Source organism: Kitasatospora sp. NPDC056327 (genome assembly GCF_042261735.1).
Classification (GTDB): domain Bacteria; phylum Actinomycetota; class Actinomycetes; order Streptomycetales; family Streptomycetaceae; genus Kitasatospora.
Map to the genome: position 1 here is coordinate 36,263 of NZ_JBHJRC010000023.1, position 14,063 is coordinate 50,325.

Sequence of the window (14,063 nt, forward strand, 5' to 3'; positions counted from 1 at the left end):
CCCGCCGCCCGTCCTTCGGCCCCCGCGCGTCCCCGTCCTTCCGCCGCTCTCCGCCCTGCGCTAGCCTCACGAGCGCGGGGAGGGGTGACGCCGTGCAGCGTGCGGAATCGACCGGGAGCTGGCCCGCGGGCACCCTGCTCGCCGAACTGCGCCGCGACGGCTCACCCGCCGCGCTGGCCGCCGAGCAGGCCGTCCTGCGGCTGGGCACCCGGCGCGCGCACGACCGCGGCGAGACCCTGATCCTCGGCCGCGACCTCGGCGGCTTCGTGCTGCTCCTGCTGTCCGGCTTCACCAAGGCCACCGTCGAGGACACCGGGGGCACGACCGCGCTGCTGGACATCCGCGCCTACGGGGACGTCGTCGGCGAGACCGCCGCGCTCGACGGCCTGCCCCGCTCGGCGACGGTGACCGCCGCCGGGCCGGTCACGGTCCGCCGGATCTCCCAGGCCGACTGGCTGCACTGGCTCGGCACCCACCCGACGGCCGGCATCGCGCTCTGCCGCTGCCTGGTGCACCGCGGCCGGGTCACCACCCGGCGGCTGGTCGGGCTCGCCTCGGAACCGGTGGTCACCCGGCTGGCCGAGCGGCTCGCCGACCTCGCCCGCCGCTACGGCACCCCGGCCCCGGGCGGCGTCGGCATCACCGTCCGCCCCGGGCTCAGCCAGGCCGAACTGGCCGACCTGACCGGCGCGGGGGAACGGCGGGTGCACGCCGCCCTGCACGAGCTGGCCGCCCTCGGCCTGGTCCGGCCCGGCCGGCGCAGCACGGTCGTGCTGTCGCTGCCCGGGCTGCTGGCGGTGGCCGCCGGTGAGCGGCCCGGGCCCGCGGGGCGGACGGTCAGCGGACCGGGTGCCCGGCCTCCTGGAGCGCCTTCTTGACCTCGCCGATCCGCAGGTCGCCGAAGTGGAAGACGCTGGCGGCCAGCACCGCGTCCGCGCCGGCCTCCACCGCCGGGGCGAAGTCGGCGAGCCGGCCGGCTCCGCCGGAGGCGATCACCGGCACCGACACGGTCGCCCGGACGGCCCGGATCAGCTCCAGGTCGTAGCCGTCCTTGGTGCCGTCGGCGTCCATCGAGTTGAGCAGGATCTCGCCCGCGCCCAGCTCGGCGGCGCGCCCGGCCCACTCCACGGCGTCCAGGCCGGTGCCCCGGCGGCCGCCGTGCGTGGTGACCTCGAACCCGGAGGCGGTCTCGGTGCCCTCGGGGCAGCGGCGGGCGTCCACCGAGAGCACCAGCACCTGGCGGCCGAACCTCTGGGCGATCTCCCGGACCAGCTCGGGGCGGGCGATGGCGGCGGTGTTGACGCCGACCTTGTCGGCGCCGGCCCGCAGCAGCCCGTCGACGTCCTCGACGGCGCGGATGCCGCCGCCGACGGTGAGCGGGATGAACACCTGCTCGGCGGTGCGGCGGACCACGTCGTAGGTGGTCCCGCGGTCGCCGGAGGAGGCGGTGATGTCGAGGAAGGTCAGCTCGTCGGCGCCCTCGGCGTCGTAGAGCTTGGCCATCTCGACCGGGTCCCCGGCGTCGCGCAGGTTCTGGAAGTTGACGCCCTTGACCACGCGGCCGGCGTCGACGTCCAGGCAGGGGATGACACGTACTGCGAGGGTCACGGCTGATTGCCTTCCAGAGCTTCCAGAGTCTCGGCGAGCCCGGACCGGTGGGCGTCGATCTCGACCTCGACCATCATCCGGGGGTCGACCAGGCCCTCGACCACCACCATCGTGGCGGCCGGGCGGACCTCGCCGAAGAGGGACTTGTGGGCGCGGCCGACCTCCTCGCAGTCCCGGACGTGGGTCACGTACATCCGGGTGCGGACCACGTCCGCCAGGGTGAGGCCGAACCGCTCCAGGGCCGCGCGCGCCGTCCCGAAGGCGGCCAGCGTCTGCCCGTGGGGGTCGCCCTCGCACTGGACCACGCCGTCGGCGTCGACGGCGGTGGAGCCGGACACGAGGACGAAGTCCCCGGCCGCGACGGCCCGCGCGAATCCGTACTCCTCCTCCCAGGGGGAGGAGCCGGTCAGTCGGTCGGGCCGCCGCGCGGCCGGGGTCTGACTCATCGGGACACAGTCTCCAGGGCCTCTTCGAGGGTGAACTTGCCCTCGTAGAGTGCCTTGCCGACGATCGCGCCCTCGACTCCCTCGCCGGTCAGACCGGCGATCGCCCGCAGGTCGTCCAGCGAGGAGACACCGCCGGAGGCGACCACCGGGCGGTCGGTGGCGGCGCAGACGTCGCGCAGCAGCTGCAGGTTGGGGCCGGTCAGGGTGCCGTCCCGGTTGACGTCGGTGACCACGTAGCGGGCGCAGCCCTCGGCGTCCAGGCGGGCCAGGACGTCGAAGAGCTGGCCGCCGTCGCTGGTCCAGCCGCGGCCGCGCAGGGTGGTGCCGACCACGTCCAGGCCGACCGCGATCCGGTCGCCGTGCTCGGCGATGACCTTCGCGACCCACTCGGGGCTCTCCAGGGCGGCGGTGCCGAGGTTGACCCGGGTGCAGCCGGTGGCCAGCGCGGCGGCCAGCGACGCGTCGTCGCGGATGCCGCCGGACAGCTCGACCCTGATGTCGAGGGTCTCGGTGACCTCGCGCACCAGGTCCCGGTTGGAGCCGGTGCCGAAGGCGGCGTCGAGGTCGACCAGGTGGAGCCACTCGGCGCCGGCGTTCTGCCAGGCCAGGGCGGCGGCGAGCGGCTCGCCGAAGGAGGTCTCGGTGCCGGAGGCGCCCTTGACCAGGCGCACGGCCCGGCCGTCGCGGACGTCGACGGCGGGAAGCAGTTCGAGGCGGCTCATCGTGGAAACTCTTCCGTCGTCAGAGGGTGTCGACCCAGTTGGTCAACAGGGCGGCGCCGGCGTCGCCGGACTTCTCGGGGTGGAACTGGGTGGCCCACAGCGGACCGTTCTCGATGGCCGCGACGAACGGCTGCCCGTGCGTGGCCCAGGTGACCAGCGGCGGGTCGATCCGCGCGCTGTGCGTCTCCAGCTCCCAGTGGCGCACCCCGTAGGAGTGGACGAAGTAGAAGCGGGTGTCCGCGTCCAGGCCGGCGAACATCCGGCTGCCCCCGGGGGCGTCCACCGTGTTCCAGCCCATGTGCGGGACGACCGGCGCCTCCAGCGGCTCCACGGTGCCCGGCCACTCGTCGCAGCCGGGGGTCTCCACCCCGTGCTCGACGCCCTTCTCGAAGAGGATCTGCATGCCGACGCAGATGCCCATGACCGGTCGGCCGCCGGCCAGGCGGCGGCCGATGATCCAGTCCCCGCGGACCGACTTGAGGCCGCGCATGCAGGCCTCGAAGGCGCCGACGCCGGGGACGAGCAGGCCGTCGGCGTCCATCGCGGCCCGGTAGTCGGAGGTGACGGTGACGTTCGCCCCGGTCCGCTCCAGGGCGCGCTGCGCCGAACGGAGGTTGCCCGAGCCGTAGTCGAGCACCACGACGTTCTTGCCCATGTTCAGGTGTCCAGTCTTTCGTTCGCTCGACGGTTACAGGCGCATCAGGCCGGAGCCGAGGCACATCACCGAGCCCAGCGCGAGCACGAGGATGACGCCCTTCGACTGCTTCTGCTTCCAGAACGAGATGACGCCGCCGGCCAGGAACAGCCCGACGAAGATGAGGATCATCGCGGTGTTGCTCACAGTGCACCCTTGGTCGACGGGAGGATGCCGGCCGCGCGCGGGTCGCGCTCGGCGGCGTAGCGCAGGGCCCGGGCCAGCGCCTTGAACTGGCACTCCACGATGTGGTGCGCGTTGCGCCCGTACGGCACGTGGACGTGCAGGGCGACCTGGGCCTGGGCCACGAAGGACTCCAGGATGTGGCGGGTCATGGTGGTGTCGTAGGTGCCGATCATCGGCGCCATGCGCTCCGGCTCGGTGTGCACCAGGTAGGGGCGGCCGGAGAGGTCGACGGTCACCTGGGCGAGCGACTCGTCCAGCGGCACGGTGCAGTTGCCGAACCGGTAGATGCCGACCTTGTCGCCGAGCGCCTGCCGGAAGGCGGCGCCGAGCGCGAGGGCGGTGTCCTCGATCGTGTGGTGGGTGTCGATGTGCAGGTCGCCGTCGGTCTTCACGGTGAGGTCGAAGAGGCCGTGGCGCCCGAGCTGGTCGAGCATGTGGTCGTAGAAGCCGACGCCCGTGGAGATGTCGGTCTTGCCGGTGCCGTCCAGGTCTATCTCGACCAGGACGGAGGTCTCCTTGGTGGTGCGCTCGACGCGTCCGATGCGGGTCATTCGGGGTTACAGCTCCTGACTGGCTGCGCGCGCGGAGCGCGCACGTTCAAGGGCGGGGGTGGGCGACGGGAGGGCCGCGGCGACGGCCTCCAGGAAGGCGTCGTTCTCGGCGGGGGTGCCGGCGGTGACGCGCAGCCACCCCGGGACGCCGTTGTCACGGACCAGGACGCCGCGGTCGAGGACGGCCTGCCAGACGGCGTGGGTGTCGTCGAAGCGGCCGAACTGGACGAAGTTGGCGTCCGAGTCGGTCACCTCCAGACCGAGCCCGCGCAGCGCCCCGACCAGCCGGTCGCGCTCGGCCTTGAGCCGGCCGACGTAGCCGAGCAGGGTGTCGGTGTGCTCCAGGCAGGCCAGCGCGGTCGCCTGGGTGACGGCCGACAGGTGGTACGGCAGGCGCACCAGCTGCACCGCGTCCACCACCGCCGGGTCGGCGGCCAGGTAGCCCAGGCGCAGCCCGGCCGCGCCGAAGGCCTTGGACATGGTGCGGGAGACCACCAGGTTGGGGCGGCCCCCGATCAGCGGCAGCAGCGAGTCGCGGTGCGAGAACTCGACATACGCCTCGTCGACCACCACCAGGCTGGGCCGGGCGGCCTGCGCGGCCTCGTACAGCCGCAGCACGGTGGCGGCGTCGACGGCGGTGCCGGTCGGGTTGTTCGGCGAGCAGACGAACACCACGTGCGGGCGGTGCTCGGCGATCGCCGCGACGGCGGCGTCCAGGTCGATGGTGAAGTCGGCGTTGCGCGGGCCGGAGATCCAGCCGGTGCCGGTGCCGCGGGAGATCAGCGCGTGCATCGAGTAGGAGGGCTCGAAGCCGATCGCGGTGCGGCCGGGGCCGCCGAAGGTCTGCAGCAGCTGCTGGATGACCTCGTTGGAGCCGTTGGCGGCCCAGACGTTCTCCCGGGCGACGGCGTGGCCGGTGGTGCGGGTGAGGTAGGCCGCCAGGCCGTCGCGCAGCTCGACCGCGTCCCGGTCGGGGTAGCGGTTGAGCGAGCGGGCGGCCTCGGCGACCCGCTCGGCGATCCGGGCGACCAGCTCCTCGGGGAGCGGGTACGGGTTCTCGTTGGTGTTCAGCTGGACCGGGACGTCGAGCTGCGGGGCGCCGTAGGGCGACTGGCCGCGCAGCTCGTCCCGGACGGGGAGGTCGTCGATCGTGGTCACGTGCCCGGCACACTCCAGTCGAATCGGGCCTTGATCGCGTCGCCGTGCCCGGGAAGGTCCTCGGCGTCCGCCAGGTTGACGACGTGCGCGGCGATGCCGGCCAGTGCCTCGCGGTCGTACTCGACGACCTGCACGCCGCGCAGGAAGGTCTGCACGGACAGGCCCGAGGAGTGGCAGGCGCAGCCGCCGGTGGGCAGCACGTGGTTGGAGCCGGCGGCGTAGTCGCCGAGCGAGACCGGGGTGAACCGGCCGATGAAGATCGCGCCCGCGTTGCGGACCTTCGCCGCGACCGCGTGCGGGTCCCGGGTCTGGATCTCCAGGTGCTCGGCCGCGTAGGCGTTGACCACGGCCAGGCCCTGCTCGACGTCGTCGACCAGGATGATGCCGGACTGCCGGCCGCCGAGCGCCTCGGCCACCCGCTCGGCGTGCCTGGTGCGGGCGACCTGGACCTTCAGCTCGGCCTCGACCGCGTCGGCGAGCGCGACCGAGTCGGTGACCAGCACCGAGCCCGAGGTCGGGCCGTGCTCGGCCTGGCTGATGAGGTCGGCGGCGACGTCCACCGGGTCGGCGCTGTCGTCGGCGAGGACGGCGATCTCGGTCGGGCCGGCCTCGGAGTCGATGCCGATCCGGCCGGCGAAGTAGCGCTTGGCGGCGGCCACGTAGATGTTGCCGGGGCCGGTCACCACGTTCACCGGCTCGCACTCCTCGGTGCCCAGCGCGAACATGGCGACCGCCTGGGCGCCGCCGACCGCGTACACCTCGGTGACGCCGAGCAGCGCGCAGGCCGCCAGGATGGCCGGGTGCACCCGGCCGCCGAAGGCCTTCTGCGGCGGCGAGGTCACCGCGATGCCGCGCACGCCCGCCTCCTGGGCCGGCACCACGTTCATCACGACGGAGGACGGGTAGACGGCCAGGCCGCCGGGCACGTAGAGGCCGACCCGGTCCACCGGCACCCAGCGCTGGGTCACCGTGCCGCCGGGCACCACCTGGGTGGTGTGGTCCTCGCGGCGCTGGTCGGCGTGGACGGTGCGGGCGCGGCGGATCGACTCCTCCAGCGCGGCGCGCACCTTCGGGTCCAGGCCCTCCAGTGCCTCGGCGATCTGCCCGGCCGGGACCCGGGTGGTCTCCAGCCGCACGCCGTCGAAGCGCTCGGTGATCTCGATCAGCGCCGCGACTCCGCGATGATGCACGTCCTCGGCGATCGGGCGCACCGTTTCGAGGGCGGCCGCGACGTCGAGGTCGGCACGGGGCAGCAGGTCGCGCGGGTCGTCGAGCGAGCCGCGCAGATCGATTCGAGAGATCACGCCACCCAGTGTAAGGAGTGGCCGGAACCGGCGGCCCCGCATTTCAGTCCGTGATACGAAGAGCGAGACGACCGGGGGAACGCAGGGGGGAACCATGACGGACCGGACGGAACGGACGGAACGGGCGCCGGACGACTGGACGGCGGCCGAGCAGGCGCTCTGGCAGGCGTTCCGGCACGGCCGGATCCACGACCTGCGCACCGGCGACCCGGCCGGCGACGACCCGTTCGGCGGGGCCGACTGGGGACCCGAACGGACCGTCCGTGCCCAGGTGATCGCCCGCCTGCTGCTGGACGGGCCCGCCCCCGTCCCCGGCCGGGTCGCCTCGCTGAAGCTGACCGGCGCCCTGGTCAGCGGCCCGCTGCGGCTCGCCGGCGGCACCATCGCGCAGTACGTCGAACTGCACGACTGCCGGTTCGACCAGAAGATCCTGATGTCCGAGGCCGAGGCCGGCACCCTGCGCCTGGTCGGCTGCCTGGTTCCCCGGCTGGAGGCCTCCCGGCTGGTCACCTCCGGGGACCTCCACCTGGCCCGCTGCCGCTTCCCGCAGGGCGTCCGGCTCACCGACGCCAGGATCGGCACCGACCTGCTGCTCAACCAGGCCGTGATCGGCGGTGACCGGTTCGGCCGCTCGCTGTCCGCCGACGGCCTCGCCGTCAGCCAGGACTTCGAGGCCGAGCGGCTGGAGTCGGTCGGCGAGCTCAGCCTGCGCACCGCCCGAATAGGCGGCCGGTTCTCGCTGCGCGGCGCCCTGCTGCGGTCCGTCCCGGACAACCCCAACGCGCTCAACGCCCCCCGGATCACCGTCGGCCACACCCTGTACCTCAGCAGCTCGGCGGACCGCGGCTGGACCGACTCGCAGTCCTACTACGGCTCCGGCTACGGCCAGGTCGTCCCGCCCGGCGCCGCCAGCACCCCGTTCCGCGCGCACGGCCGGGTCCGGCTCTCCGACGGCCGCTTCGAGAACGCCTGCCTGATCTCCGGCGCCGAGTTCCACCTCGGCGAGGGCGACGAACTGGCGCTGCGCCGGATCCAGACCCCCGAGCTCCGGTTCACCTGCCGCACCCCGCCCACCGGCACCGTCTCGCTCTCCCGCGCCCGGATCGGCAACCTCGTCGACTCCCCCGACGCCTGGCCGCAGGGCAAGCACCTCGGCCTCACCGGCTTCACCTACGAGTGCCTGCGCCCGGCCGCGCCGTTCACCGTCCGCCAGCGGATCGCCTGGCTGGAGAGCGCCTCGGTGGAGTTCCAGCCCGAGTCCTACGAGCAGCTCGCCGCCGCGCTGCGCCGCGACGGCGCCGACGACGACGCCCGCGAGGTGCTGTACGCCAAGCAGCGCCGCCGCCGGCAGACCCTGCCGCTGCCCGCCCGGCTCTGGGGCCGGATCCAGGACGCCACCGTCGGCTACGGCTTCCGCCCCGGCCGGGCCGCGCTCTGGCTGCTGCTCGCCTGGGCGCTCGGGAGCCTCTACTTCGCCACCCACCGGCTCCAGCCGCTCAAGTCCGACGAGCGCCCGCACTGGAACCCGGTGCTGTACGCGCTCGGCCAGCTGCTGCCGGTCGTCGACCTCGGCCAGACCGGCTGGAACCCCGGCGGCACCGCCCAGTGGGTCTCCTCGGGCCTGGTCGTCGTCGGCTGGGTGCTCGCCACCACGGTCGCCGCCGGGGCCAGCCGGATGCTCCAGCGCGGCTAGCCGCGGGGGGCTCACCGGCGCCCGCGGGGAGAACCCCTGAGCGCTCGGCGCGCCCGGGGAACTACGCTGTCCGCCGTGACAGAACGGCTGCCGCTCTTCCCGCTGAACACCGTGCTCTACCCGGGCCTGGTGATGCCCCTGAACGTCTTCGAGGAGCGCTACCGCCGTCTCGTCGCCGACCTGCTCGAACAACCCGGGGACCGGCCCCGCCGCTTCGGCGTGCTCGCCGTCAAGGACGGCCGCGACGTCGCCCCGGTCCGCCCGGAGGAAGGCCCGGCCGGTCCGCTGGACGGCCTGGGCACCGCCACCGGCGACCCGCTGGAGGCGCTGTACCACGTCGGCTGCGTCGCCGACGTGACCTCCGTGCAGCCGCAGCCGGACGGCCGGTACGAGCTGCTGGTCACCGGCACCACCCGGTTCCGGCTGCGCTCCGTCGACGTCTCCGGCCCCTACCTCACCGGCGAGACCGAGACCGTCGAGGAGCGCCCCGGCGAGGGCTCCGGCGCCCTCGCCGCCGAGGTCGAGCGGGTCTTCCGCACCTACCAGCGGCGGCTCGCCGGCGCCCGCGAGGCCAGCACCGTCGGCCGCCAGGAGCTGCCCGACGACCCTCAGGTGCTGTCCTACCTGGTCGCCGCGGCCGCCGTCCTGGAGGTCCCGTTCAAGCAGCAGCTGCTGGCCTGCCCGGACAACGCCCAACGGCTGCGCACCGAGCTCGACCTGCTGCGCCGCGAGGCGGCGGTGCTGAGCTGGCTCCCCTCGCTGCCCGCCGTCAACCTCACCCGTCAGTCCTTCAGTCCCAACTGACCGACCCCAGCGATTGCGGAGGCCCCGTGGCCAGGAAGCCGAAGAAGGGCGGCCAGGGCACGCCCGCGACGGTCGCCCTGGAGACCGCCGCCGTGCCGTTCACCGTCCACTCCTACCCGCACGACCCGGCCGCGGAGTCGTACGGCGGCGAGGCCGCCGAGGCGCTGGGCGTCGCGGCGGACCGGGTCTTCAAGACCCTGGTGGCCGACGTCGACGGCGTGCTCACCGTCGGCGTCGTCCCGGTCGCCGGCCGGCTCGACCTCAAGGCGCTGGCCGCCGCGGTCGGCGGCAAGCGCGCCACGATGGCCGACCCGGCCGCCGCCGAGCGCAGCAGCGGCTACGTCCTCGGCGGCATCTCGCCCCTCGGCCAGCGCCGTCCGCTGCGCACCGTCGTCGACACGAGCGCGCTCGGCCACCCGACCGTGTACGTCTCGGCCGGCCGCCGCGGCCTGGAGGTGGAGCTCGCCCCCGCCCACCTCGTCACGCTCACCGGCGCCCGGACCGCCCCCATCACCCGCTGACGGGGGCGCGGCGGGATCCGCCGCGGCGCGGAACCGCGGCGGCCCCGCTCCGGGCGTGCCCCGCTCAGCCCTCCCGGCGCTCCTGGACCGGAGCCCCCGCGTCCAACGGCGCGGGCCCGGGCACCCAGTACGGCGGCGGGTCCTCCTCGCGCTTGCCGAAGGCGGCCGACAGCGCCAGCAGCACCACCATCGCCGCCATCGGCCACGCCAGCACCGCCCCGTACGCCCCGAGGTCGATGTCGGCCTCGAAGTGTCCGCCGTTGCCGACCCGCCGCGCCTCCCCGATCAGGTCCCGGCTCGGCCCGAGCCACCGCCCGAGGCCCCACGCCCCCACCGAGGCCAGCAGCCCGCCGACGGCCAGCCCGGCCGCCACCGCGATCCCGCCGCCGCGCTTGCGGGTGAGCAGGAACGCGCCCAGGGCCGTGAGGATGCCCGTCCCCAGCCCGATCAGCACGAAGACGCTGTCGGCCCCGGCCCGCTGCTCGCCCTCCGGGTCCCCGTAGAGGATCTTGTTGCCGTCCACCACCAGCGGCACCCTGGGGGCCAGCCAGGCCCACAGCACGCCCATGACGACGCCCAGCACCAGACAGACCAGCACCACGACCGCCGCGACCCTCAGCTCGGGCAGCAGCCGCTGCGCCACCGGCTCCGCCGGCCGCCCCTTCGCGGCGACCGGGTCCGGCCCCGACGGCAGCGCGTACGGGTCGGGCACGGACGCGGACCCGGGCACGGGCGCCTCGTACGGGGCGGACGCGGCGTCCGCGGGAACGGCGTCCGAAGGAACGGCGGCATCGGTACGGCCGTCGGCCCGCGCGGGGTCCGGAGGTGTGTTCGGTACGGTCACGTCCCCATCGTTTCACGGTCCCCGCCCCCGCGGACCGGCCACCCACCGACCGGACGGCCGCCCCCGGAAGGCCCGCCCGGGTCCGCGGCGGACCCGCCCGCTACCGCCGGGTCGCCCGCCGGTACGCCCAGGTGGCGACCGCCAGCGACACCACGCCGACCCCCGCGCACACCGCGAGGTCCCCGGCCACCGCCGCCCAGTCCGGCGACGGCCGGAAGGTCCGGGCGAACGCCTCGACGGCGTAGGTGGACGGCAGCAGGTCGCGCAGCAGCAGCACCGGCTGCGGCAGGTTGTCGACGGGCAGCACGCCCAGCAGCAGCGCCGCCGACATGCCCAGCTGCCCGAGCATGGTGGCGATCTCCTGCCGGGGCGCGAGCAGTCCGCAGGCCGCGCCCAGGCCGGCGAGCGCCGCCCCGGCCAGCGGCACCACCGCGAGCAGCACCCACAGCTGGCCGAGCGGCAGCCCGAACATCACCGCGCCGACCCCGGCCGTGACCAGCGTCCCCGGCAGGGTGAACGAGGCGAACGCGGCGGCCGCGCCGAGCACGACCGAGGCGGCCGGCACCGGCAGCGTCGCGTAGTGGTCCAGGCCGCCGCTGGCCCGCAGCCGGCCGAAGTACTGGGCGAGCAGGTTGAGCGCCACGAAGGCGACGACCAGCACGCTGGAGCCGGACACCACGTAGCGCGCGGCCGAGGTCTGCCCGGCGTCGACGACGCCCCGCATCATCACCAGGATGCCGAGCGACTGGAAGGTGGCCACGAACAGCAGCGGGATCCGCGCCACCCGGGCCCGCGCGAGCTGCGCCCGGTAGACCGCGGCGAGGGCGGGCAGCAGCCGGGCCGCGGGAGCGAGCGGGGCGGGCCCGCCGGCCGTCGAAGCGGTCGTCCGCGGCGGTGCCGAGAGCAGCATCACTTGGCCAGTCCTCCATGGCGGCCGCCCAGTTCGAGGTAGGCGTCCTCAAGGCTCGGGGCGGCCAGGGTGAAGTCGTCCAGGGCCGCGAAGGCCGGGCCGGTGGTGACGGCGGCGACCAGTTCGCGGGCCTGCTCGGGGGTGGTGCGCACGGTCCAGCGGCGGCCGGTGCGTTCGGCCCGTTCGGCCAGCGCGGCCACCGCGGGGACGGTCAGCGGCGCCTCGTCCCGCCACACCAGGTCGAGCCGGACGTGGCCGTCGACCAGCGCCTTGAGCCCGCCGGGGGTGTCGCAGGCGATCACCCGCCCGTCGTCCAGCACGGCGACCCGGTCCAGCACGGTCTCCGCCTCGATCACGTTGTGGGTGACCAGCAGCACGGTGGCGGAGCGCTCGGAGCGGCGGCGCTCGACCGCCGACCAGACGGCCCGCCGCGCGACCGGGTCCATACCGGTGGTGGGCTCGTCCAGGACGAGCAGCGGCCGGTCGCCGACCAGGGCGGCGGCGACGCAGGCCAGCCGGCGCTGGCCGCCGGACAGCTTGGCGAGCGGGCGGTGGGCGAGCGGCTCAAGACCGAGTTCGGTGATCACCTCGTCGGCGGCGGCGCGGGCCCCGGCCCGGCTCAGCCCGCGCAGCCGCCCGGTGGTCTCGGCGGCGAGCGCGACGGTCAGCTCGTCGAGGGCGGTCGACTCCTGGCCCAGGTAGCCGAGCAGCCGGGCGGCCCGCCCGGGGTGCCGGACGATGTCGTGACCGAGGATCTCGATGCTGCCGGAGTCCGGCCGCAGCAGACCGGTGAGCTGGCGCACCAGGGTGGACTTGCCCGCGCCGTTGGGGCCGAGCAGACCGAAGATCTCGCCCTGCCGGACGGTCAGCGTGATGCCGTCGTTGGCCCGGACCGCGGCACCGGCCGGCGCGCCGCGCCCGGCGCGGTACGTCCTGACCAGGTCCCGTACGGCGCAGCACGGCGAGGTCTCCTGGGGCGCCCGCCCGGCCGTGTCGCTCACGACCGAAGACTCTACGCGGTGCAACACGCGAACCGGACAACGGGGCCCGTTCCACCCCTCGCGCTGCGCCCGTCCCCGCCGTCCCGTCCGCCGCCTCCCGGCCGGCCCGGCCGGGCCGGGCCGCCGGCGCTCAGTCGTCGACGACCATGTGCCCGCCGGGCACCCGGGCGGCGAGCTCCTTCCAGAAGCCGGCCCGGATGGCGTACCGGTCGTGCTCGTCGATCTGGTCGTCCTTGTGCGCGAGCAGCCCGAACCGGGCGGCGTAGCGCAGCAGCTCGCCGTCGACCCGGTGCGGGATGCGCGGGTAGCCGGGCCAGAGCACGATGAGCCGTTCGGTGTCGCCGAGCCGGGTGGTCCAGCGGCGGGCGAAGACCTGGCCGACCTCGTGGGCGTCGCCGCCGATGGAGGTGATGTCCTCCTCGCGGTCGGCCCAGCGCTGCTCGGCGGTGGTCAGCTGGGCGAGGGTGGGCAGGCCGTCGCCGGCGGTGACGGCGGGCTCGGCGACGGGCCGGTCGATCCAGCCCCGGTCGGAGGACCAGCGCAGCACCGGACCGGTCGCCGGCTGGACGGCGGCGGCCTGCCGGTCGGCGCTGCGTCCGGCGAGGTCCTTGGGCGTGGGGACGACCTTGAGTCCGGCGGCGGCGGGCTGCGGGCGTCCGTTGACGGCCGGCCCCGCGGTGGCGGCCACGGCGGCGGCGACCGCCGCGGCGGCGGGTTCACCGACGGCCGGGCGGCCGGGCACCGGGGCGTCGGGCAGCGGGCCGGGCAGACCGGCCGGGGGCGCGGCGGGCGGCGCGGCGAGGATCTTGGCGATGTCGTGCCGGGCGCCGGGGCCGGGGAAGACGCTGGAGGTGTCGCGCAGCGTGAAGGAGCCCTCGATCCACTCCCGGTCCAGCACCCGCCGCTCGTCGGCCTCGCCGACCAGGTCCTCGGACTGGTTGAAGTCGCCGTCGGCGGCCTGCAGCGCCCACAGGTGCACGACGACGCCGTGCTCCTTGGCGGACATCATGCCGGGCAGCAGGTCGCCGTCGCCGGTGATCAGCACGACGTCGGCGCAGGCCCGGTTACGGGCGAGCTCGGACAGCTCGGCGTGCATCGCGGCGTCGACCCCCTTCTGCACCCAGCGCCCCTCGGCCCGGGTGAGCGCGCCCAGCCGGACGGTGACCCGGGGCAGTACCCGCAGCCGCCGGTGCTCGGGCATCGGGCGGCGCTCGGGCGCGGCGTCGAACCAGTAGATCCGCAGCAGCGGCAGGCCGGTCTCGGCCTCGGCGCGCTCGCGCAGGGCGGCGATCAGCGCGATGTGGTCGACGGTGACCTTGGACCGGGACGGGTCGCCGGCCAGCAGGCTCGCGGCGGCGCCCAGCAGGTATCCGGCGTCCACCAGGACGACACAACGGTCCATCGCGCACCTCTTTCCGCTCGCCCTCGGGGTGGGGCTCCGCCGGGGCCGGCGGTGCCGGGGTGGGCGCGGTGCGCCCGGCGCCGGGCGGCGTGGGTGAGGGGGTGCCCGCAGCCGCCCGATCGTTGGGTCACCTTTTCCCCCGGACCCGCCCGCCGAACCACGGCGTTTTGTCGCGTTCCCGCAACAGGACGAGGCCCCCCGTCCGTTCCCGGACGGGGG

16 protein-coding genes are annotated in these 14,063 nt (G+C 75.2%); 4 read left to right on the forward strand and 12 right to left on the reverse strand.

The annotated features are described in order from the left end of the window. Window positions 1–92: 92 nt before the first annotated feature. The gene (locus ACFCX4_RS05945; RefSeq protein ID WP_376139234.1) at window positions 93–878 is read left to right on the forward strand and encodes a Crp/Fnr family transcriptional regulator; all 786 of its coding nucleotides are present in this window, start codon (window positions 93–95) and stop codon (window positions 876–878) included. Here ACFCX4_RS05945 and hisF read toward each other — a convergent pair. Genes hisF through hisD form a run of 8 tightly spaced genes read right to left on the reverse strand, consistent with a single transcriptional unit; the run spans window position 838 to window position 6,669 of the window. Beyond that, window positions 838–1,608, reverse strand: coding sequence for an imidazole glycerol phosphate synthase subunit HisF (gene hisF, locus ACFCX4_RS05950; protein WP_376139235.1), 771 nt, complete (start codon window positions 1,606–1,608; stop codon window positions 838–840). The two genes, ACFCX4_RS05945 and hisF, sit on opposite strands and share 41 nt — an antisense overlap. Continuing rightward, complete coding sequence (locus ACFCX4_RS05955) at window positions 1,605–2,054, reverse strand: RidA family protein (protein ID WP_376139236.1); 450 nt, start codon at window positions 2,052–2,054, stop codon at window positions 1,605–1,607. The genes hisF and ACFCX4_RS05955 overlap by 4 nt, the downstream gene beginning before the upstream one ends. Then, window positions 2,051–2,776: a bifunctional 1-(5-phosphoribosyl)-5-((5-phosphoribosylamino)methylideneamino)imidazole-4-carboxamide isomerase/phosphoribosylanthranilate isomerase PriA gene (gene priA, locus ACFCX4_RS05960; RefSeq protein ID WP_376139237.1), complete on the reverse strand. Its 726-nt coding sequence runs from the start codon at window positions 2,774–2,776 to the stop codon at window positions 2,051–2,053. Before priA ends, ACFCX4_RS05955 begins: the two co-directional genes overlap by 4 nt. A 19-nt stretch (window positions 2,777–2,795) precedes the next feature. Continuing rightward, window positions 2,796–3,431 (reverse strand): imidazole glycerol phosphate synthase subunit HisH, encoded by a 636-nt coding sequence (hisH, locus tag ACFCX4_RS05965; protein ID WP_376139238.1) that lies wholly within the window; start codon window positions 3,429–3,431, stop codon window positions 2,796–2,798. A gap of 33 nt (window positions 3,432–3,464) precedes the next feature. After that, window positions 3,465–3,617: a hypothetical protein gene (locus ACFCX4_RS05970; protein WP_376139239.1), complete on the reverse strand. Its 153-nt coding sequence runs from the start codon at window positions 3,615–3,617 to the stop codon at window positions 3,465–3,467. Next, window positions 3,614–4,207, reverse strand: coding sequence for an imidazoleglycerol-phosphate dehydratase HisB (gene hisB / locus ACFCX4_RS05975; RefSeq protein WP_376139241.1), 594 nt, complete (start codon window positions 4,205–4,207; stop codon window positions 3,614–3,616). Before hisB ends, ACFCX4_RS05970 begins: the two co-directional genes overlap by 4 nt. A gap of 6 nt (window positions 4,208–4,213) precedes the next feature. Continuing rightward, a complete protein-coding gene (locus ACFCX4_RS05980) occupies window positions 4,214–5,365 on the reverse strand; it encodes a histidinol-phosphate transaminase (protein WP_376139242.1) in 1,152 nt (383 codons plus the stop codon). Continuing rightward, window positions 5,362–6,669: a histidinol dehydrogenase gene (gene hisD / locus ACFCX4_RS05985; RefSeq protein WP_376139244.1), complete on the reverse strand. Its 1,308-nt coding sequence runs from the start codon at window positions 6,667–6,669 to the stop codon at window positions 5,362–5,364. The genes ACFCX4_RS05980 and hisD overlap by 4 nt, the downstream gene beginning before the upstream one ends. A gap of 94 nt (window positions 6,670–6,763) precedes the next feature. Between hisD and ACFCX4_RS05990 the strand changes: the two genes are divergently transcribed. From ACFCX4_RS05990 to ybaK, 3 genes are all read left to right on the forward strand, one after another. Continuing rightward, window positions 6,764–8,362 carry an oxidoreductase gene (locus ACFCX4_RS05990; RefSeq protein WP_376139245.1) on the forward strand — a complete coding sequence of 533 codons (1,599 nt, stop codon included), beginning with the start codon at window positions 6,764–6,766 and terminating at the stop codon, window positions 8,360–8,362. A 75-nt stretch (window positions 8,363–8,437) separates the two neighbouring features. Then, a complete protein-coding gene (locus ACFCX4_RS05995; protein WP_376139246.1) occupies window positions 8,438–9,166 on the forward strand; it encodes an LON peptidase substrate-binding domain-containing protein in 729 nt (242 codons plus the stop codon). Between the two features lie 26 nt (window positions 9,167–9,192). Beyond that, window positions 9,193–9,687, forward strand: a complete 495-nt coding sequence (gene ybaK, locus ACFCX4_RS06000) for a Cys-tRNA(Pro) deacylase (protein ID WP_376139248.1) — start codon at window positions 9,193–9,195, stop codon at window positions 9,685–9,687. A gap of 64 nt (window positions 9,688–9,751) precedes the next feature. On the opposite strand, the gene ACFCX4_RS06005 is transcribed toward ybaK, so the two are convergent. The 4 genes from ACFCX4_RS06005 to ACFCX4_RS06020 all read right to left on the reverse strand — a co-directional run bounded on the left by ACFCX4_RS06005 (window position 9,752) and on the right by ACFCX4_RS06020 (window position 13,844). Next, window positions 9,752–10,531: a hypothetical protein gene (locus ACFCX4_RS06005; RefSeq protein ID WP_376139249.1), complete on the reverse strand. Its 780-nt coding sequence runs from the start codon at window positions 10,529–10,531 to the stop codon at window positions 9,752–9,754. Window positions 10,532–10,631: 100 nt separating this feature from the next. After that, a complete protein-coding gene (locus ACFCX4_RS06010; RefSeq protein WP_376139251.1) occupies window positions 10,632–11,441 on the reverse strand; it encodes an ABC transporter permease in 810 nt (269 codons plus the stop codon). After that, window positions 11,441–12,442: an ABC transporter ATP-binding protein gene (locus tag ACFCX4_RS06015; protein ID WP_376139253.1), complete on the reverse strand. Its 1,002-nt coding sequence runs from the start codon at window positions 12,440–12,442 to the stop codon at window positions 11,441–11,443. The genes ACFCX4_RS06010 and ACFCX4_RS06015 overlap by 1 nt, the downstream gene beginning before the upstream one ends. A gap of 130 nt (window positions 12,443–12,572) precedes the next feature. Continuing rightward, complete coding sequence (locus ACFCX4_RS06020; RefSeq protein ID WP_376139254.1) at window positions 12,573–13,844, reverse strand: NYN domain-containing protein; 1,272 nt, start codon at window positions 13,842–13,844, stop codon at window positions 12,573–12,575. Window positions 13,845–14,063: the final 219 nt, after the last annotated feature.

Coding starts and splice junctions, on each gene's coding strand:
- priA (WP_376139237.1), bottom strand. CDS start 2,776: ATGAGCCGCCTCGAACTGCTTCCCGCCGTCGACGTCCGCGACGGCCGG.
- hisH (WP_376139238.1), bottom strand. CDS start 3,431: ATGGGCAAGAACGTCGTGGTGCTCGACTACGGCTCGGGCAACCTCCGT.
- ACFCX4_RS05990 (WP_376139245.1), top strand. CDS start 6,764: ATGACGGACCGGACGGAACGGACGGAACGGGCGCCGGACGACTGGACG.
- hisB (WP_376139241.1), bottom strand. CDS start 4,207: ATGACCCGCATCGGACGCGTCGAGCGCACCACCAAGGAGACCTCCGTC.
- ACFCX4_RS06020 (WP_376139254.1), bottom strand. CDS start 13,844: ATGGACCGTTGTGTCGTCCTGGTGGACGCCGGATACCTGCTGGGCGCC.
- ACFCX4_RS05955 (WP_376139236.1), bottom strand. CDS start 2,054: ATGAGTCAGACCCCGGCCGCGCGGCGGCCCGACCGACTGACCGGCTCC.
- ACFCX4_RS06010 (WP_376139251.1), bottom strand. CDS start 11,441: ATGCTGCTCTCGGCACCGCCGCGGACGACCGCTTCGACGGCCGGCGGG.